22 protein-coding genes and 1 pseudogene are annotated in these 19,294 nt (G+C 56.2%); 12 read left to right on the top strand and 11 right to left on the bottom strand.

What is annotated here, in order from left to right; all coding sequences use genetic code 11:
* The first annotated feature begins 1 nt into the window (after position 1).
* The 3 genes from ACYP2Q_RS18060 to ACYP2Q_RS18050 are packed head-to-tail and all read left to right on the top strand — an operon-like array spanning position 2 to position 1,382.
* Entirely contained in the window at positions 2-544 is a 543-nt protein-coding gene (locus ACYP2Q_RS18060; RefSeq protein WP_046820299.1) for a CbrC family protein, read from the top strand.
* 46 nt (positions 545-590) lie between these two features.
* Positions 591-869 carry a hypothetical protein gene (locus tag ACYP2Q_RS18055; protein ID WP_223542075.1) on the top strand — a complete coding sequence of 93 codons (279 nt, stop codon included), beginning with the start codon at positions 591-593 and terminating at the stop codon, positions 867-869.
* 39 nt (positions 870-908) lie between these two features.
* Positions 909-1,382 carry a hypothetical protein gene (locus tag ACYP2Q_RS18050; protein ID WP_459731750.1) on the top strand — a complete coding sequence of 158 codons (474 nt, stop codon included), beginning with the start codon at positions 909-911 and terminating at the stop codon, positions 1,380-1,382.
* Positions 1,383-1,648: 266 nt separating this feature from the next.
* On the opposite strand, the gene ACYP2Q_RS18045 is transcribed toward ACYP2Q_RS18050, so the two are convergent.
* From ACYP2Q_RS18045 to ACYP2Q_RS18015, 7 genes are all read right to left on the bottom strand, one after another.
* The gene (locus ACYP2Q_RS18045) at positions 1,649-1,927 is read right to left on the bottom strand and encodes a DUF6966 domain-containing protein (protein ID WP_046820296.1); all 279 of its coding nucleotides are present in this window, start codon (positions 1,925-1,927) and stop codon (positions 1,649-1,651) included.
* A 19-nt stretch (positions 1,928-1,946) separates the two neighbouring features.
* A complete protein-coding gene (locus ACYP2Q_RS18040; RefSeq protein ID WP_077183100.1) occupies positions 1,947-2,294 on the bottom strand; it encodes a hypothetical protein in 348 nt (115 codons plus the stop codon).
* Positions 2,295-2,333: 39 nt separating this feature from the next.
* The gene (locus ACYP2Q_RS18035; RefSeq protein WP_459731749.1) at positions 2,334-3,242 is read right to left on the bottom strand and encodes an immunity protein Tsi6 family protein; all 909 of its coding nucleotides are present in this window, start codon (positions 3,240-3,242) and stop codon (positions 2,334-2,336) included.
* Positions 3,243-3,310: 68 nt separating this feature from the next.
* Complete coding sequence (locus tag ACYP2Q_RS18030; RefSeq protein WP_459731748.1) at positions 3,311-3,574, bottom strand: hypothetical protein; 264 nt, start codon at positions 3,572-3,574, stop codon at positions 3,311-3,313.
* Complete coding sequence (locus ACYP2Q_RS18025; RefSeq protein ID WP_052760685.1) at positions 3,561-3,791, bottom strand: hypothetical protein; 231 nt, start codon at positions 3,789-3,791, stop codon at positions 3,561-3,563. Before ACYP2Q_RS18025 ends, ACYP2Q_RS18030 begins: the two co-directional genes overlap by 14 nt.
* Before the next feature lie 62 nt (positions 3,792-3,853).
* On the bottom strand, positions 3,854-4,183 hold the full coding sequence (locus tag ACYP2Q_RS18020) for a hypothetical protein (RefSeq protein WP_046820293.1): 330 nt from the start codon (positions 4,181-4,183) through the stop codon (positions 3,854-3,856).
* An 8-nt stretch (positions 4,184-4,191) separates the two neighbouring features.
* Positions 4,192-5,652 carry a DUF6861 domain-containing protein gene (locus ACYP2Q_RS18015; RefSeq protein ID WP_459731747.1) on the bottom strand — a complete coding sequence of 487 codons (1,461 nt, stop codon included), beginning with the start codon at positions 5,650-5,652 and terminating at the stop codon, positions 4,192-4,194.
* A 633-nt stretch (positions 5,653-6,285) separates the two neighbouring features.
* Between ACYP2Q_RS18015 and ACYP2Q_RS18010 the strand changes: the two genes are divergently transcribed.
* The 8 genes from ACYP2Q_RS18010 to ACYP2Q_RS17975 all read left to right on the top strand — a co-directional run bounded on the left by ACYP2Q_RS18010 (position 6,286) and on the right by ACYP2Q_RS17975 (position 16,765).
* Complete coding sequence (locus ACYP2Q_RS18010; RefSeq protein WP_166620575.1) at positions 6,286-8,139, top strand: type VI secretion system Vgr family protein; 1,854 nt, start codon at positions 6,286-6,288, stop codon at positions 8,137-8,139.
* 12 nt (positions 8,140-8,151) lie between these two features.
* Positions 8,152-8,739, top strand: coding sequence for a hypothetical protein (locus tag ACYP2Q_RS18005; RefSeq protein WP_459731746.1), 588 nt, complete (start codon positions 8,152-8,154; stop codon positions 8,737-8,739).
* A 36-nt stretch (positions 8,740-8,775) separates the two neighbouring features.
* Entirely contained in the window at positions 8,776-9,243 is a 468-nt protein-coding gene (locus ACYP2Q_RS18000) for a DcrB-related protein (RefSeq protein ID WP_459731745.1), read from the top strand.
* A gap of 5 nt (positions 9,244-9,248) precedes the next feature.
* Positions 9,249-13,451: an RHS repeat-associated core domain-containing protein gene (locus tag ACYP2Q_RS17995; protein ID WP_459731744.1), complete on the top strand. Its 4,203-nt coding sequence runs from the start codon at positions 9,249-9,251 to the stop codon at positions 13,449-13,451.
* Between the two features lie 14 nt (positions 13,452-13,465).
* A complete protein-coding gene (locus ACYP2Q_RS17990) occupies positions 13,466-13,771 on the top strand; it encodes a hypothetical protein (protein ID WP_459731743.1) in 306 nt (101 codons plus the stop codon).
* Between the two features lie 170 nt (positions 13,772-13,941).
* Positions 13,942-14,922, top strand: a complete 981-nt coding sequence (locus ACYP2Q_RS17985) for a YiiG family protein (RefSeq protein ID WP_459731742.1) — start codon at positions 13,942-13,944, stop codon at positions 14,920-14,922.
* Between the two features lie 88 nt (positions 14,923-15,010).
* Entirely contained in the window at positions 15,011-15,898 is an 888-nt protein-coding gene (locus tag ACYP2Q_RS17980; protein WP_459731741.1) for a hypothetical protein, read from the top strand.
* 345 nt (positions 15,899-16,243) lie between these two features.
* On the top strand, positions 16,244-16,765 hold the full coding sequence (locus ACYP2Q_RS17975; RefSeq protein WP_459731740.1) for a hypothetical protein: 522 nt from the start codon (positions 16,244-16,246) through the stop codon (positions 16,763-16,765).
* 115 nt (positions 16,766-16,880) lie between these two features.
* Here ACYP2Q_RS17975 and ACYP2Q_RS17970 read toward each other — a convergent pair whose 3' ends face one another.
* Both ACYP2Q_RS17970 and ACYP2Q_RS17965 read right to left on the bottom strand, forming a co-directional pair.
* Positions 16,881-17,528, bottom strand: coding sequence for a helix-turn-helix domain-containing protein (locus ACYP2Q_RS17970; protein WP_459731739.1), 648 nt, complete (start codon positions 17,526-17,528; stop codon positions 16,881-16,883).
* A complete protein-coding gene (locus ACYP2Q_RS17965) occupies positions 17,525-17,686 on the bottom strand; it encodes a hypothetical protein (protein WP_459731738.1) in 162 nt (53 codons plus the stop codon). Before ACYP2Q_RS17965 ends, ACYP2Q_RS17970 begins: the two co-directional genes overlap by 4 nt.
* 239 nt (positions 17,687-17,925) lie before the next feature.
* On the opposite strand from ACYP2Q_RS17965, the gene ACYP2Q_RS17960 reads away from it, so the two are divergent.
* Complete coding sequence (locus tag ACYP2Q_RS17960; RefSeq protein ID WP_007904463.1) at positions 17,926-18,141, top strand: TOBE domain-containing protein; 216 nt, start codon at positions 17,926-17,928, stop codon at positions 18,139-18,141.
* A gap of 98 nt (positions 18,142-18,239) precedes the next feature.
* On the opposite strand, the pseudogene ACYP2Q_RS17955 reads toward ACYP2Q_RS17960, so the two are convergent.
* Positions 18,240-18,521: pseudogene (locus ACYP2Q_RS17955) on the bottom strand (hypothetical protein); the annotation flags it as partial.
* A gap of 137 nt (positions 18,522-18,658) precedes the next feature.
* Positions 18,659-19,291, bottom strand: a complete 633-nt coding sequence (locus ACYP2Q_RS17950) for a response regulator (protein WP_459731736.1) — start codon at positions 19,289-19,291, stop codon at positions 18,659-18,661.
* Positions 19,292-19,294 lie beyond the last annotated feature (3 nt).

Here is a 19,294-nt window from a genome sequence, read left to right as displayed (position 1 = left end):
CATGACACTGCCCCACTTTATTTATCATCCCGATCCCGTCGGTAGCGGTTCGGTGCAAGCCTCTTACGCCACTTGCGTGAGCTGCAATCAGGCGCGAGGCTACATTTATGTGGGCCCGGTATACGCCATTGATGAATACGAAAACTGCATCTGCCCTTGGTGCATTGCCGACGGGAGTGCGCACCAGCGCCTGGGCGCGACGTTTGTCGATGACGAGAGTATCGGCCTGGACGGCGAAGACACGCTGAGCGAGGCGCAGATCGCCGAAGTCAGCCAGCGCACGCCTGGTTTTAATGGCTGGCAGCAAGAGTGCTGGCTGACTCACTGCGACGACGCAGCCGAGTTTGTCGGTAAGGCCGGCCATGCAGAGTTGCTTGAACTGGGCCCAGCGGCCATCGCCGCCGTTCAGGACTCAACAGGATTGGAGGACGGCCCGCAGTGGCGAGCGTTCTTCAATGCCCTGGATAAGGATCATGGGCCTACCGCCTACCTGTTCAAATGTCGCCACTGCGCCACGCTGGGCGCTTACCAAGACAGCCATTGATACCCAAAGTGCTCAATCCGTGGCTCCCCACAAGGAAGAATCTCTGATGACCGACGATCACACCCCCGACTTCACCAAAGTCCCCACCGGCATGCTGCCGTTCCCACCTGTTGAAGACGTGTTTGTCGCCGATCAACTGGAACTGGCCAACCATCTGCACCCTTTGTTCAGCTTAGATATCAGCACCGTAAACCCCGAGTGGTCGGGCGTGCTGCACATGCTCAGCCCGTTGGAACCGTACGAGGGCTTTGTCGGCGAGCTGAACGAGCGGGACGGGTGCCATGGCTACCATTACCGGACGGCCGGCGCAAACAGAGCCGATTGAAGGCTTGGTGCTATTCACCTTCGATTACAGTTGAATCCCATGAACAAGACCGAACTGCAAACTCTTGTAGTCAGGGTTAAAAAGTATCTCTTGATTATCTTTTTGCTCTGCCTTGCAGGCGTTTTCATCTATGCGTACCTGCACAAACCGGAATTTCCTTCCGAGGTAGTCCTGAAGCAAGACTTCATTCCGGGGCAGTCGATCTACATCGTTCAAGATGCCAGGGATCCAGATGAGCCCAAAAACCTGAGGTTCTACGTCAACAATGGCGACGGCAGGAATAATGAGACGATGAAGGTGCTCCTCGGCAAGACCCCGGCCTTCCTGGTCTCGGACACTGACTTGAGGGACGTGGTAATCCAGCGTGTCTCCAACGGCCTGCACATCAAACTCAAAGGCGCAGTCTCGAATTACCAGAGCAACCTTTACCTTGAAGACGGCGACACTTACACCACCTACCGTGTAAGCCTTGAGCAAGTCGAAACGCGACCGCCCTTGCCGAGCGGTCGGTAAGCTTATTTCAGCAAGGCAACCACTGCGCAGACAACCGCAATCACCAGCGCCGGCCACTGCATCGGCAAATCGATGATACTGGTTGCTGGCGGGGGGGCTGGTCGTATTGATGGCGTGCCTGCTGCCATTCTCGTTGCGCATGCTCAAGCGGGCGAACAAGACGGCGTTGTTGCGGATGCCCGAGCACTTGGTATCTGCGAACCTAAAGGCGCCATTGCCGATCCGGCACATCGCCGATTTTGGCCTGCAAGCGTGGGGTGCGAAGTTCAATGGCACCGTGCGCAGAGCTGATGGAGGTCTGATAGCAGCGTCTGAAGTTCGTTATTTTCGGCCAACAAGGGCGTTGCGTCTTCATACAGAACAACGTCGTTGATCGAGCCCATGCCGCCGTACAGCGACATCAATCGAGACAACGCGTACGCCGTATCCTGAGGCAGCGCAAGGCTGCACTCCTCAAGTCTGTCGGCCCATTGCGGGTGACCGAATCTCCTCAGTAGTTCTGCTGTTCGGGCAAGGTTCGAGGAGATCTTGCAGATGTCTTTCATGGCGCCAGTCCTGAGCGAATCATTTATCAAAGTTCACAACGCTGACGGAACCATTGTGCCAATCGACCGAGTAACTGAGGCCATTCCAGTTACTAACGATCAACGCCCCGTTTTTGTCGCACTGAAGACTCATGTATGGCTTGTCTGCTTGCGTGCCGTGGGGACTTTCCTGGATGAACCAAACCACCTTTCCATGCCTCGATAGTGCAAGGATGTTTTTGTTGAAAATGACATTTGAAGGGGACTCGATCAGGACCGCGAGCCTGTCGTCATGCTGCAAGGCGACTTTGACCGGGTGAGGCAGGTGAATGGATTGATCTGCTATCCAAAGGGTGCCGTTGTCAACGTGGTACCAGGTTTCGGTCATGACGTTACCTCTAGTGTTATCCCTGAAGTCGCAGCAATTTCATGTGCGAGGAAGACTTTCCGGTGGCAACCCGTTAGGCAGCTGAATCTTCAGACCGCGTGAGATCTGAATGCCTATGTAGAAGGCAACCCCCAGTACGCCAGCAAGTTCAGGATCGTCGGCTTCAAACTCTTTGCTGGCCCAAACGCCGATGGTCAATTGGTGCAACCGGGCTTTATCTTTTTCAACGCCCAGCAACACGTTCTTGATGAATTGCAACTGGATTAACGAGCTTGAATAAATCTGGAATTCTGGACAGCCGTTGTATCTCAGGGCGGTGATGGTGATCGCATTGTCAATGTAGTCGAGGGCAGTTGTCGGCGTTTTCAAGAGGCGGTCCCTCTCGGTACCAACGTCTTGATTGCTGCGCGACGCCACGTATTGATCAAACATTCGGACCTGCTCTCCAATCCGGGCAGAGTCTCGATTGGAATCAACATGTTTTCTATAGGTAAGGAATTGTTCCGATTGTGGTCCATGGGCCAACAGCGAAACAATGGCCGCACATTGTATGAGCCAATAGATTTCGAACGAGGATTCGGTACCTCGACAATAACCAATATCTGTCCCCTTGCCGTACAAGTCACGAGCCAGTTGCCTGGCTTTATCGCGGTTTATCGTCGTCTCTGATGTCCATCCGGCCCGGTCATTTGCGATGACGAATACCCGATAACGCTGCAACAGGAGGGCATCCACTAGCGTCAGGTCCGGGCAGGCAGGGGGCATCAACGGTACAAAAACCTCTGGCTCACGATTGCTCGGCAGCCACGACAGGTTCCTTTCCACTCGGGAAGGTTGCTTGTCCACTTCGGTCAAGGTGGCTGCATCGACAACCTGCTCGGTGGGGGCGGGTGGAGGAGCGGGCTTTTGTCTGAAAAAGGTTTTCAAGCGCTTCAGTAGTTTTGACATGGAGGTAGCCGTTCAAGGATTTTGATTTCGAGGACAGCGGTCCATTGGTCCGGAGTGACGAGCTTGCCTTAGATAGCCGTTCCTCTATTGGCCCCCGGCTGCACAATCAGCAGGTCATCCAGCTCTCTGCGGCGACAGCTCATGGCAAACGCCAGGGCCGTATCAAAATCCGTTTGGAAGAGATCGAAGTTTGCCCGGTCAATTTGGTAATACTCCTCGTAGTCGACCATGCCGTTGCTGACTGGAATCGACAGGTAAAGGCGACCTGTAGTCTCCTCGACGCCTAAGGCAAACATATGTTCACGGCTTTCGAAAACGTCACTGAATTTCATCGTGTCCTTGATCTGGTGGTTGGCGGTTTTTATCTTCGCGCATTCTGGATTTAATGAGTTTGTACGATGACCAGTCGCGACCACCAATCAGCTCAATGTAAAAGTTCGCGTAAGCGCCGTTCAGATCACCCAGCATTCTCAGATTTGTTTCGTCGAAAAGGCGGTGGCCAGGAATAATGTCTTCGTTGGCGAAACGCTCGCCTTTCTGAATAGCCATTCAATCCTTACCGCGTTGCAGTACGCCTTGCTTGAGTCAAGGGGCTACGGCATTTTATGTGCTTATGTAGGTTTCGGATTACTGTTCTTCTTTTCTTCCATCTGGGCTTTCAGTCGACGTAGCGTCGGGGATTCTCCTCCGATCAGTTCGATTTTAAACTCCGCAAAAGCGTGCTCAAGCTCTGCATATTGCTGCAACCCCTCCTCAGTGAACAGATAGCGTCCAGGGATATCCCGCCATTCCATAGGTGTGCGGATTTGACCACGCTCGGCCAAATCCATCAGAGGGGCCAGTTCTAGATCCAATTTAGCTGCAGCAGGGTCTTTTGCCTTTAATGCATCGATGGCTGCCCGTAGCTTCAGGGTCTTTTCTTTAAGTTTTTCGATATCCATAGGAGGCTCTAGTTAGCTGTGGTTCCGATCAATTTTGGTGTTCCCCACTCGGCACGGTTAGGTGTCAGATATTGGAATGATTCACCGGTTCTCTGGATTGCACCGCTCAATTCTGATGTAGGGGCGACTTTACTGACAAAAACCTCGGTTGGCTTCAATGGTGCCATCTCGTAGATCGAATAGGTGGTTGATTCGCTGCTCAACGGCAATCCGAACGAATCAGCCAGTGTCCTCCCGGAGTTCGCGGCTGCCTGTAGCTCCTCATGAGTGGTAAAGAACGGCGAGTAAGGTGAAACGCCTTGGCCTTCGGGCACGATTTTCACAAGGGGCGAATCCATTAACCTTACTTCGGGGATGGTGGAGCCGGAAGCTACCTGGTCGAACGCCCGTGAGTAGATGGTTGTTGCATCAGCGTCAGGGGCAGCCGCTTGCAGTTTGCCCAGCAGTTTTTCCCCGTCAGGCGTATTCAGGAAGCCTTCGATTTGCTCGTTCGACAAGCCCTTGGTCTGGAAGGTTTTGACCTTCTTGACCTGATCCTCCACCGAAACGAAGTCAGGGTCCTGCTTGGCGTAATACTCACGCATTGTCTCCGGCTCGGCCTTCTGAAGAGGCGCCGGTTCCTTCACCCGCAACTCATCCCGAGCCAGCAACTTCTGCTCATTCCTTGCCAACCAACCCGCCAACTGCTTGTTCGATATCTCCGCCTGTAGCTTCGCGCTACGGGTCGCGATGCTTTCCATGCTGTTCATCACACCGGCTTTCATCTGGCCCCGGGTCAGGTAGGTGACGATGGCGGTGAGCAGCAGGAGTACAAGCTGCTCCTGCCCGCGAGCCAGTTGTCGTGCCGCGCGTTCGATACGTTCCTGTACCAGTGCGGCGGAACCGCCGCTGGGGTCCAGGCCGGACGGTTTGACGCCTTCTTCGGCGTGCCAGGCTGTGGCGATGCCTTCCTGCAAGGTCGACAGGCAGGCGGGCAGGCCTTGGTAAAAGTATTCGGCGATGGCGGACAGGCCCAGGCCCATGAGAATCAGGTTGCCGACCTGCAGGCCGATACCGGCCCCAGCTGCGGCTCCGGGGGCGGCGCCGATTCCGAAGGCGAAGGCGCCCGCTGCGCCGCCGGCCACGGTGCCGATCGCCACGCTGCCGCCGAGAATCATCGAGACTTCCTTGACCAGTTGCAGCAGCACCGGCAGGATCTGCTCGATTTCAATCGAGGCCCACTTGCGCTTGAGGTCCATCTGGATCATCGGGTAGGAGAGTGTCATCGCCTGATGCACCGCATCGATGCGATGACCGCCCATGTAGCCATAGGCCTGGCTCGCGCCATTGCTGACACGCCGGGTGAAGCCGTTCCAGTTGTCGTGAACGCTCTGCAGTCCGTCGTTGACGCCCTGGTTCAGCTCGCTGAATTTCTGGTCGAGGTTGCGTTCGACATCGGCCCAGCTGGGCACGTTGGCTAAAAGATCCATTTACTCGTCACTGTCCTTGGGGGAAAGGCGCTTCCTTGTTGCTGCGGTGGAACTGTCGATTATCCGACTTCACAGCACTGCCTAAGTGATGGCAATGGGCCGCACTTCCGACTGCGGGGCGAGTTGAAAGTTTCAACATGGATCCCATTTTTTGTTATTCGCGTTACATTCGGCAATGATGGCAATAAGGCATTATCTGCTGAATGATGGCGTATAACTTCCCGTTTGCCCTTGATATATCGGCGTTTCTGGCTGGCCAGCGTGGCGATAATTATTTTTCAGAGATTATCCTGAATTGAGTACGCAGTGCGTGGAGGCGTGCGCATGCACTGCCTGCGGCTTGACAGGGTGCTCGACATGGGTGTCTCCTTCCCGCGTTCGACAACCCGTGATATTCGCAAAAGTGTGACAAATTTCTCATTTATTTCGCCGGGTAATGGCACTTTCATACTGCGTTGCGGTCGCAGTTCCTGACGCACAATGGTGTGTAAGGGATTTCATTCGGTGTTTAAAAAAATCGATGAAAATGAAGAATTCATAGTTGCGGCAAACAGGGTTTCGACCCTTTTATCTGATTCGTGCGCAGTGGTTGAGAGAGGGCGGTAGCTTTCCACTGTTTTCAAGGAGATACACATGTTGATGGACCTTGCCGCAATGCTTTCCCCGCAAAACCGGCGCCTGTTCAAGTTCAAGAACTTCGCCAACCCCGAACAGCAATTGTTGCTTGAGTCCTTCAAGGGGACCGAAGGTCTGTCCCGCGCGTACAACTTCGAATTGCTGCTGGTGTGCCAGGACTCCGGCGTCGAGTTGAAGTCGATGATGGGCCAGCACGTGCTGCTGGAAATAGAGCTGGCAGACGCCACGCCTCGCTACCTGGCAGGCTACCTGACGCGGTTTGCCAGCATCGGCAGCGACGGCGGCATGGCCCGCTATACGGCGACGCTGAACCCCTGGTTCTCCATGCTGAAGAACCGCTTCGACACGCGTATTTTCCAGGGCTGCACGGTGGAAGATGTCGTCACCCAGGTGTTTGCCCTGTGCACCGCGTTTTCCCGGCACGAATTCCGTCTGAGCAAGCCGCTCAAGCATTACACCTACATCACCCAGTACCGTGAATCGGACTTCAATTTTGTCCAGCGCCTGCTGGAAGAAGAGGGGATGTTCTACTACTTCGAGCACACCGCCGAAGGCCACACCATGATCATCTGCGACGACTCCAGCACGCTGGTGCCGTTGCCTGAACAACCGCAGATCCGCTTCCACACGGCATCGGTCACCGAGACCGCCGACTCCATTACCCAATGGAGCGGAAACCGCCAGTTGCAGTCGGGGAAAATCGCGGTCCAGACCTTCGATTATCGTCAGCCGTCCAATCGCTTGCCGGTCGCCATGAAGAGCCTGAACAAGCAGGGCGATGTCGACGAGTTTGAAATCTACGACTTCCCCGGCCAATACACCCACGGCACCTACGACGAAGGTGAAGCGCTGCTGCGGTTGCGGGTCGAAGCGCTTGAACTCAAGGGCAAGAGTTTTCATGGCGCCAGCAACTGCCGCGCGATGAAACCCGGCTACACCTTCGAACTGCTGCAGCATTACGATCACGATCAAGGCCCCGCCGATGATCGTCAGTTCCTGCTGATGAGCGTCGAGAGCGAAGGCCACAACAACTACCTTAGCGGGCAGCAGGCGAGCTACTACAACACCTTCTCCTGCGTGCGCAAAAAGATCGTCTTCCGCCCTCAACTCACCACCCCGCGACCGACCATCTCCGGCCCGCAAACCGCGATCATCGTCGGCCCGCCGGGGGAGGAAATATTCACCGACGAACTCGGCCGCGTGAAGGTGCAGTTCCACTGGGACCGCAAGGGCGAGCACAACGACAAGAGCTCCTGCTGGGTCCGCGTTGCCCAGGCCGGCGCCAGCGGCGGTTTCGGCAGCATCCAGATTCCCCGTGTGGGCGATGAAGTCGTGGTGGTGTTCCTCGATGGCAACCCCGACCGCCCATTGGTCATGGGCAGCCTCTACAACAGCCAGAACACCCCGCCGTGGTCGTTGCCGGCGAACAAGACCCAGAGCGGGTTTTTGACGCGATCGATGAAAGGTGACGGCGGTACGGCGAACTTCTTCCGCTTCGAAGACAAGTCCGGCGCCGAGCAGATCATCATGCATGCCGAGCGCAACATGGACACCGAGATCGAGGTCGACGAGACCCACAGTGTCGGCAGCAACCGCACGATCACGGTCGGTGGCACGCACACCGAAACCATCAAGAAAGACACGGTGATGAATATCCAGGAAGGCTCGCTGACGATTCAGGTCGACAACCAGTTCATTCAGGTCAGCGCCAACCAGCACATCATTCTCCAGGTGGGGGACAGCAGCATCACCCTCACGCCGGACGGCATCGAGATCAAAGGCAAGGCGATCACCACCACCAGCACCGGCACGACCCAGATTACCGGTTCCGAGGTCAGGGTCAATGACTGAGGTAACGGTGTCATGACCAGGGTCAGTCTCTACGATCGCATTTCCGAAAAGCGTATTGCGCGGGAGGAAGCCGAACGCCTGGCTCAACAGAACGCGCTCCTCGTGCAGCCTGAGCCTGAGCCGGAACTCGAGCCCGAGCCTGTGTTGGCGCTGCAAGACACGCCCAGCAGTTTCTCCTTCGGGGGTTTCAACCTGGCTTTCCCGGCGGGCTTCGATTTCCGTGAGGTCCAGACCACCCTCGAGCACCAGGGCGAGCCGGTCAGCCTGACGATCAAGCGTCGTGATGTGCAGCAGGGACAGACGCTGGAGCAGCTTTTCGAGGCCTCAGTGCAGGCGTTTCGTCGGGAGCACCCGGACGTGCGCATCATTCGCCAGCGCGATGTCAGCGTGGCCGGCAATGCGGCAAAGTCGGTGGATCTGCATTTCAAGTGCGGCCATGCCGATCGTCACGCGCGCCTGGTGGGTGCCCTGGTGCCCGTCGCCGGGCGTGACGATGGCCAATGGCTGAGTATCGCTTGCGAGATTGATCCGGCCCGGCCCGCGCTCAGTCTCTGGCTGGTTGATTTTGACGGCATGCTCGACGGCCTTGCCGTGCGCTGAACGCCACATTTTTTTGATTCAAGGAAGTTACCCGGAATGGATTATGAGTTGCAGGAAGGCAGCATCGCGCTGCCGCAAGGGTTCCAGGACCGCACGGTGAACATGTTCGTGCTGGGGGCAAGCATTCCGGCGCCGTTGAGTATCACCGTTTCCCGAGACACATTGCTGCCCGGCGAGGCGCTCAAGGCCTACGTCGAGCGTCAGGTCAAGATGCTCGCGTCCAAGCTGCGCGGCTATACGCTGTTGGGCAAGAAGGCCGTTGCGCTGTCGACCTCGGCACCGATCGACGGCGTGCAGATCGATGCGTATTACATGACCGATGGCCGACCTTTCTATCAGCGCCAGGCGGCGTTCCTGATCGAGCCTGGACGCGCGCTGATTTTTTCCACCACAGCCCAGGCTGATTTCAGCATCGAGCAGAATCAGAACTGGAATGACCTGCTGGCCAGCTTTCAGCCTCGCCAGCCCGGCGGCCCCAAGACCGACTCCAGCGCACAGGAGTAACGGTCATGTTCGAAGCCGCAAGGTTTGGCGATGAACTGTCGCACACCAGCGCCCTGGGCGGGTTTCTCATCGGCGCAGCGCTCGGCATTGCGCTGGTCGCCACGGTGGCGATCGCGACGTTCACCTGTGGGTTTGGCGTGGCTTTGTTGGCGGGTTTGGTCGCAGGCGTCGGAGGTAGCCTGCTCACCGCGGCCGGGGAGAAAATCGGCAGTATGTTTTCTTCACCCGCGGGGACCATCGTCACCGCGTCGCCCAACGTGTTCATCAATAGCCGCAAGGCCGCCCATGTCGAAAAAAGCACGGGAGCCTGCGACAAGCATCCCGGCCCGGTGAAGGTCGCCGAAGGCTCGACCAACGTCTTCATCAACGGCACGGCGGCCGCCCGCAAGGGCGACAAGATGACTTGCGGCGCGACACTCTCCAGCGGCTCGGACAATGTCTTCATCGGTGGTGGTACCCATCGCTACCTGCCGGTGGACGACGAGATCCCGGGTTGGTTGCGGACCACGGTCGACATCCTCATGGCGGTCGCCGGCGCAGCGGGTGGTATCGCCCAATTGATCAAGGCCGGGACCCAGGCCGGCATGAAAGCGATCATGCCCTGCGCCCTGAAATTCACCGCCGGGTTTGTCGCCGGTGAGGTGGCCTCACGTTATGTCGTGGGGCCGGCCATCGAGCGAGCGGTGGGTGGCCTGATCGGCAACCCCGTCGACGCCACCACCGGCCGCAAGGTCATAACCGACGAAACCGACTTCAGTTTGCCGGGCCTGATGCCGATCCAATGGTCGCGGTTTTATGCCAGCGACCTGAGCGTCGACAGCGTGCTCGGCAAGGGCTGGGTCCTGCCCTGGGAGCAAAGCCTGCGTCGCAGTGGCGCCTTCGTTTATCTCACCGACAATCAGGGGCGCAGCGTTCCATTCGTGGACGTGCAACCGGGGGAGCGCATCTACAACCCCCATGAACAGGTCTATCTGGTCTGCACCGAAGGCGGCCACTACCTGCTGCAAACCCTCGACAACACCTTTTTCTACTTCGGCGAAGTCGCGGACGACAACAACCCCGTGCCGCTGCAACGCATCGAAAACGCCCTGGGCCACTTCCTGCATTTCACCCGCACCGCCCAGGGTTCGCTCACCGACATCAGCGCCACCGGTGGCGTGCGCGTGCACCTGCATTACGAAAACCCGCTGGGCCGCCTGACCGACGTCAGGCGCGTGGTCGACAACGAAGCCGTTGAAACCCTGGTGCAGTATCGCTATGACGACAATGGCCAACTCGCCGAGGTGATCAACCGCAACGGCGATTCCGTGCGCCGCTTCAGCTACATCGACGGGGTAATGGCCAGCCACAGCAACGCCCTGGGCCTGACCTGCAACTACCGCTGGGAGTCCATCGACGGCCAGCACCGGGTAGTGGAGCACTGGACCAGCGATGGCGAACGTTTCCACTTCCGCTACGACATCAAGGCGCGCACCACACGAGTCACCGACGTGCTCGGGCGCGAAGCCGAGATTCACTACAACACCGATCACCGCGTGATCGTCAGTCGCGACTTCGGTGGCGAGCACTACGTCATCGACATCGATGACAAGGGCAACATGACCGGCCTGTCGTTACCTGACGGCAACAGGATCACGCTCAAGTACGACGAATACTCACGCCTGCTCGAAGAGACCGACCCGCTCGGGCGCACGATCAAATACCGCTATCACCACCTGACCCCGCTGATAACACAGGTGGACTACCCGGACGGCAGCACCTGGCAAGCCCGCTACGACGACATGGGCAACCTCATCGCCGAAGTAGACGCCCTCGGTCATGTCACCGAATATCTCAACGGCGACGACGGCCTGCCGCACACCATCATCGATGCCACCGGCAAGTCCAAATACCTGTGGTGGAACACCCTGGCCCAGGTCGAGCGCTTCCAGGATTGCTCGGGTAAAAACACCTCCTACCGCTTCGACGAACGCCACCATCTGGTCGCCGTCACCGACGCGCTGGGCCAGACCACCACGCTTCTGCGCAAGCCCGACGGCGAAGTGCTGCGCATCCATCACCCGGATGGCAGCGCCGAGTCGTTCACCTACAATGCCCTCGGCCAGGTGCTGACGCACACCGACGGCAAGGGCCAGACCACCCGGCTGCTGCGCACCGCCCGTGGGCTGCCGAGCAGCCGCCAGGACGCCAAAGGCCAACGCATCCGCTACGAATACGACCCGGCCATTCGCCTGACCGCGCTGATCAACGAAAACAACGCGGCGTACCAGTTCGCCTACGATGCGTGCGATCGGTTAATCGAAGAAAAGCGCATCGACAACCTCACCCGGCGCTTCAACTACAACCTCGGCGGGCATCTGACCCAGGTCGATGAAACCGGCTACGGCGAACGCGGCGAGCGGCCACAACGGCGCACCGAATTCGAGCGCGACAGCATTGGTCGGCTAATGGCCAAACTCAATGCCGATGCCCGTCAGGATTATGTGTATGACGACGGCGATCGCCTGCTGTCGATCCAGCGCCTGCCCACCGCGCAGGGCAAGCAGATGGGCGTCAGCGAAGAAACGCTCGAATTCTCCTACGATCTGCTTGGTCGCCTGATCCAGGAGACCACGGCGCAAGGCGCCTTGTCCTACGAATACGACCCACTGAGCAACCTCACCACCTTGACGTTGCCCAGCGGCCAACACCTCAATCACCTGTACTACGGCAGCGGCCACCTGCACCAACTCAACCTCGATGGGCAATTGATCAGCGACATAGAGCGCGACGACCTGCACCGCGAAGTCCTGCGCACCCAGGGCACGCTCACCAGCTGCTTCGGCTACGACGCCATGGGCCGCAAGAGCTGGCAGTTCGCCTCGCGCCTGCCGGCGGAAAAACTCTCGCGCCTGCACAACCCCGGCATCCAGCCCGACCTGCTGGTCGAGCACGCCTACAACCCGATCCACCGCCGTCACCAGTACGACCCGGCTGGCGAGTTGACCCGCACCCTCGACAAACTGCGCGGCGAGATCAAGTACGAATACGAAGCCAACGGCCAGCTGCACAGCCGCGACACCGGTCAGTTGATCGACAGCGAAGAGTTTCGCTACGACGCCGCAGCGAACCGGCTGAACTTCAACACCAGCCAGTTTGACCACGTCAAGGACAACCGCCTCAAGCGCTGGCGGGATCAGGAATATGCCTACGATGCGTGGGGCAACCTGATTGAGAAACGCAGCGGCATGGGCAAGCTGCAGACGTTTGTTTATGACTGTGAAAATCGCTTGGTGCGGGCTGAGACGTTGGTGAATGGCAGGCTGGAGAGTACCGGTTCGTATCGGTACGACAGTTTGGGGCGACGGGTTGGCAAGGTTTCAGAGGTCAACGGCAAGACCGAGCAGAAGCACTTTTTGTGGCAAGGCTTGCGGATGCTGCGTGAGGAGCGTCCGGGGCAGAGCAGTTTGTACCTGTATGAGCCGGGGAGTTATGCGCCATTGGCTCGGGTGGATCAGGCGGAAGGTGAGGAGCAGAAGCTTTACTACTTCCATACTGATCAGATTGGTACGCCGCTGGAGATGACCGACGCGCACGGGAGCATAGTCTGGCAGGCGACGTACAAGGCTTGGGGGGCGGTTGAAAAGCTGGCGGTCAATGACGTCGAGCAGAACCTGCGGTTTCAGGGGCAGTATTTTGATGACGAGACGGGGCTGCACTACAACACGTTTCGGTATTACGATCCGGAGGTGGGGCGGTTTGTTACGCAGGATCCGATTGGGTTGTTAGGTGGGGATAATCTATATCAATATGCGGTTAACGCAGTACGTTGGATAGATCCACTTGGCTGGTACAATGGAGAGGGCGTGCGTGACTTGGGTAAATACCATGCTAGTCACGAACATACTCTGATGAGTTCAGAGTTCAAAATGACAGATGTTGAGCACTTCAGTCGTGCGAATCAATCAGTATATGAGCGCATTAAAGTCGACTACGATTTTAAAAAGACGTTGCAGTCTAAGTACCCTGGCGTAGTAGAGCATGTTCAGCCTCGGGTAGACGGTTCGTTCCGCGGCAGTTCTCCTCCGGGTATGACCTGGCATCACGGAGACAAGCCTGGATCGCTCCAGTTGGTTGACAGGCTAGATCATCAAACATATCACAAAGTGTACCATCCAGACGGCAAGGGTGGGCGAAATAAATGGGGCGGTGGTACTGCCTGTCGATAATAAAGAGGGTTTTTATGAAAGTATTTAACGGCTTTTCTGAGCTTGTGTTGAATCTAGGGCATCTACCTGCTGTTGGATGGATTTTCGTCGACTCTACAGTTGATAGAACATCGAAAGATGTTGTGAATTCTGCAATTTTTTATGTGGCAGAAGATGATTCAGAGGAAATTACGTTCGAGAATACCAAGCGTACGTTTGTCGAATGTCCGACTATGTTGGATATTAAATCTGTCGCGGATAGAAGTAACTCGAAGCCCGACTTAAATAAGTACCTGGAAGCGACGCTGTACTATCTTGAGAATGATGATTTTCAAGAATAGTTATTAGATGGATTTGTGACTTGTTGGTTCGAAGGTCTTTGCGCGGCATCCTATGGCTTTTTTTACTGCTAGGGGTTGAAAAGCGTGGGGTGAGGGCATGCATGGATTGTATTGATACTTCGATTCGATCAGAAATAGATAAGTTTTTTGTATGGATAGGGAGATATAACGTGCATTCAAAAAATATGCTGGCAGGGATGTTTATATTGGTAGGGGTTTTTCTGAGCGGATGTGACAAATCCGACAATGCACAAGGTGTTGCACCCCAGGATCAGGCACGCCAAGCAGAGAAGAGTTCAAGCCAGGCGGAGGTAGAAAAATACAATATTTATGTTGAAGCCGCGAACAGGGGCGGGGATTTTGGCACCACGCTGGAGAAGCGTAAGGACGAGTATTCGCAAACGCTCGCGTCAGGCAAGAAGCTGACGAGTTATTACATTTTCAGTGGTTATGACATCAGCATTCTGCAAGACAACCTTAACAAGGCATTGGCACTCTCTTACCCGATGCCAGAACTGGATGAGCCTGCGAAAGGCATGCTTGTGGCGCTCGCAAAATTGCAGCCGATTCACGGAGAACTCGCCAACTATGCCGATTCCAAAGGGTACCTGAGCGATGGCGGGAAAAAAGCCAGGGAAATGGAGCCCTCGTTGGAAGCTGCTTTGGAGGATGTCGCCGTGGAGCAGGCGAAGTTTTATGACGGTATTAGCAAACGCGACGAGATCAACACCAAGACCGCCTTTGATGACGCCGAGAAGGACAGTTTGGGTTATTACCGCGCGGGCATCGTGCTTTATGCCAAGCAATCTGTACGCTTATCCGATGAGTTTTTCCGCTCTGCTGGAGCGCAAGAGGCTGCCAGGACTTTCGAGGACAGTCTGAACAAGACCGCTCAAATGATCGAAGGCTGGGACAAGAAGGGCAAGTCCCAGACACCAGCGCTCAAATGCAGTGTCTTGCTCAGTGATTTGAACCGTTTTGTCGGTAAAGGGCGTGAAGCGATCAATACGGCAAGAAACGGTGGCTACAAGCCTGATGAGCAACGACAAATGATGTGGAAAATGAATAATCCCATCCAGCGAGATGCCAAATCTTTCGGGCAGTCCTTTGATTCTGTGATCAACGGACTGAACCGTACAACCTGTATCTGAAGTCGCTCAATGAAGCCGACAGTGAAATCGCAGGCTCCCGTCTGGATTTCGGTGCTTTTAAATCAACTACCAGGGAAGTAACCACCTTATGCAGCAATCAACAACACACTCTCCTACCGTGACAGGTCAACTGATCAAAACTTACCGCCACGGCAAGGGCTTTCTGGTTTTCATGCTGTTGTTCGCCATCGTCTTGTTGGGCCTGGCAGGGTTTGTGTTATACCTGGGGACCATACTGCCGACGGGCAGTTCCGGGACGAACGCCGGAAGTGGTTCCAGTCCGCAGCTGCTGATCTATTCCGTCAGTGGCTTGCTGGTCGTCATTTCGGCGGTCCTGTTCGGACTTTATACGTGGCAGAAGAAGTTGCGCGGGACCCATTATGAGGTTTACGAGCACGGTATTGTTGCTATTAGCGGAGCGGATCATCGATACAGGGCGTTTGCTGAAATAGAAGACCTGTATCTGTTCAGTTCGGGGCAAACCGCAATTTCTGGCTTGATCACTAACCTGGCGTACCGACGTAATGACAGTGAACCATTTCATCGAACTATCGCGTCGCTCAAAGGTTTTTTTGAATTTCAGGAACTGGTGCGTGAGCTGCACGTCCGCGAGCGTCTGCCGGTTGTGATGAAACAGCTTGAGTCTGGCGGTGCAGTGACTTTCAACTATGTGCCTACCGGACAGGTCTGGCGCAAACGAATCGGGGGGGACTTCCTGAATATCACTACTCTGCCAATCATTGTGACCCGTGATTTTCTGGAAGTTGAGGGTAGTAAGGTGCCGCTGTCGACACTCTCCACCGTTGATTTAAATAAATGGACTGAGTTGGTTACGATCAAGGATGCAACCGGGAGTCAGATTCTATCAACGGTGTGCACCGGCATCATGAGCCATGACCTGTTCCTCACCACTCTGGATGTTTTGGTGGATCCTGAGCGCACCAGCAGCGATAAGACGACATCAAGCCTGGCCTGAGGATCTCAGGGCACCGCCAGCCTACCATTAAAATAAACCCGGCTTATCAGGCCGGGTTTTTTTTGGGGACTGTGGTAGAGCGTTTAGAACGATTATTTCCTTACGTTATTTATATAGACCCAACCCGCATATCCATTGCCGAAAAATCCGCGTCTTGGCGTTTATCTCATCCGTTACCAAGGACGGTTGTTCGTTACAGCAGAATAATCTGTCCTGCCTGCTTCGCTAAGGCTGCCCCGACATCGACTTTGGCTGTTTGACCGACAGCTTGTGGCGCCTGGCCGAATCCATAGAATCCGCCCCATCAGCTTCGTCCAACTATCCAGTCCTTCAGGGAGCAACACCATGATGAACGCCATGCAGATGCAAATGCCGATGAACGCCAACATGCCAATGATGTCGATGATGGGCATGCCAATGATGATGGCGACCATGACCTGCGACATGATGGACGACGGCATGATATGCAAGATGATGCCGGCCGCTGGCATGGACATGGCCATGTTCAAGAACAGCGCTGAAATGATGCAGATGATGATGAACTGCGGCATGCCGATGATGATGCACTGCGGCAACATGAGCATGATGTGCATGTCCCAGGCGAGCATGTCCGAGCCGATGATGAACATGATGATGTCCATGCCGATGATGCCGCCTATGATGGGCATGCCGATGCCGTCGATGAAGTGCGTGATGGAATGCACCATGATGGCCGACGGCATGATGTGCAAAATCATGCCGATGGCCGGCATGAACATGGACATGATGAAAAACTGCTGCGCCCTGATGATGAAGATGATGAACGACTGCAGCATGCCGATGATGATGAGCTGCAACGGCATGCCGCTGATGTGCTGCACCTGCTGATCCAAAGGCAGTAAAAATCCTCGGGCATGATTTTTGTAGGAGCCGGCTTGCTGGCGAAAGCGTTCTCGAGGACGCCTTCGCCAGCAAGCCGGCTCCTACAGTTCAAATGGCTTCTTCAGTCCAGGCGTTCCGGGTACGTCACCACCAGATAAGCCACCGCTTCACTGTCGGCCGGGTTGCGATAGCGGTGCGGCTGGTCGGCATAAAACAGGATCGAGTCGCCCGTGGAGAGCAGGTAGCGTTCATCGTTGACGCTGATTTCCAGCACACCCTGGGACACCACCAGGTTTTCCTGGACACCGGGGCCATGGCCTTCGCTCTGGTCCTCACCCAACGGGCTCAGGCGCAACTCATAAAACTCCGATTGCCGGGCCACGTCGAAGGGGAACAGCGCACGGCTGACAAACGCGCCGTTGGCACTGACCAGGCGTTTGCTCTGGCTCGCCGACAACACCGCTACGCCTTCGAAGGCCCGATGCTCGAGAAACGCGGCCACCGAGACCTTCAAGCCCTTGGCGATTTTGCACAGCACCTTGATCGACGGCACGCTGCGTCGGGATTCGATCTGCGCCAGCATCGCCCGGCTTACGCCGCACTGGCGAGCCAGCGCATCAAGGGACAGATGACGCTTGCTGCGCAGGCGTTGAAGATTCTGTGCCACCCGTTCGCAGTTGGCGTCTTCTTCCTGGTGATCCAGCTGATTGAAGTCCAGCGCCGGTTCATCGGCGCTCACCAGATAGCGCGGGGGTTCGTTCACGTTCACGCGTGACGGGTCTCGATCGCATTGGCGGTCTGCACCCATGGAAAGGCCTGCAGACCTGCGTTGCGTGCGTACATTTCCCACATGGCTCGTGCCCGTTGTTGAGCCTGTTTGCGTTTGCGGTAGCTGGCGAAGTCGATGAGGTTGTCAGTCGGATTCATGGGGCACTTCACTGTGGTCGATGACGGAGTGAATAGAGAATACCCGGGTATATTTATAACCATAAATACTAATTATCTATTTATTAATTCTATTTAGCTCTAAAGAGTTTTTTGAATTTTATATTCCAAAAAAATATTAATAGATAATTATTTATTCCTTTTGTCTTCGATAAAGACAGTGCACCTTGGAGGCCTGCCCCTTCATGTGCAAGGGTCGACACCAGACAGGAAGCCTCATCATGACCATCAAAGCGATCAACGTCCGCAACCAGTTCAAGGGCGTCATCAAGGAAATACTGGAAGGCGAAGTGGTCTCGGAAATCGACGTGCAAACGGCGTCCGGCATTGTCACCTCGGTGATTACCACCCGCTCGGTGCGCGACCTTGAACTGAAGGTTGGGAGCGAAGTGATTGCCTTCGTGAAATCCACTGAAGTCTCGATTGCCAAACTCTGAATCCGAGGTTCAACGCCTGACTAATTATCACAGGCACAAAAAGCCCGGCTGATCAGGCCGGGCTTTTTGTTGGGTACTGCGGTGCAGCGATGGGGTCAGGCGACGGTGTTGCCTTGCAGACGATCCGAACCATCGGCAGCGACGGTGTTGCCCTGCAGGCGATCGGAACCATCGGCGGCAACGGTGTTGCCTTGCAGACGGTCCGAACCATCGGCAGCCACACGATTTTCGATCAGGCGGTCAGAACCACCCTCAGCCACTCGGCTTTCAATCAGACGATCCGAGCCACCTTCAGCCACAACAGGTTGAACAGAGGTAGCGGCAAAAGCGTTAACTGCAAAAACCGAGAAAGCGATGCTGAGGAGGGTTTGGCGTTTCATGATCGTGTGCTCCGGGTGTTGTTGGTTGGTATGGAGCTGATGTTACGCCGCACAGTTTTTAAGAGAACTTCATTGAGTTAATGGTGACTATTGACGTAGTCAATGGAGGATTCGGTGATCCTTGTGGGTTCGGGGCGTTAGCGGGAAATCAGTCCGTGATCAAGGGCGTACTTGACCAGCGCCGCCGGCTTGTCGATGTTTAGCTTGCGCCGGATGCTCAGGCGATGGGTTTCCACGGTGCGCACGCTAATGTCCAGTTCCCGGGCCATTTCCTTGTTGTTCAGGCCCTGGGCCATTTTCGCCAACACCTGGCTTTCCCGCGGAGTGAGTTCGTTGTCGGTGTTTCTGTCGGCGATCAGCCGCTGGGCGATGTCGGCGCTGTAGAAGGTCCCGCCGCTGCTGATAGCTTCGATGGCGGCGATGATTTCCCGGGACGGGGCGTTCTTCAGCACGTAGCCGCTGGCGCCGGAGCGCACCGATTCACTGACGTATTCGTAATTGTCGTACATGCTCAGCACCAGCACCTTGAGCGACGGGTACTGGCTGCGCAGCACGCGGGTCAGTTCCAGGCCGTTCATGTCCGGCAGGCTGATGTCGACCAGCAGCAGGTCGGGCTGGCAGCGTCCGACCATCGCGATGGCCTCGGCGCCGTTTTCCGCTTCGCCGACCATTTCCAGGGGCGACATCACGGCCAGGAGCGCCTTGATGCCGTCACGGACCAGGGAGTGATCGTCGACCAGGGCGACGCGGATCGGGGAGGGCAGGTTCATGCA

This window comes from Pseudomonas sp. MHK4, assembly GCF_054600775.1.
This window is presented reverse-complemented; position numbering and strand designations above follow the sequence as displayed.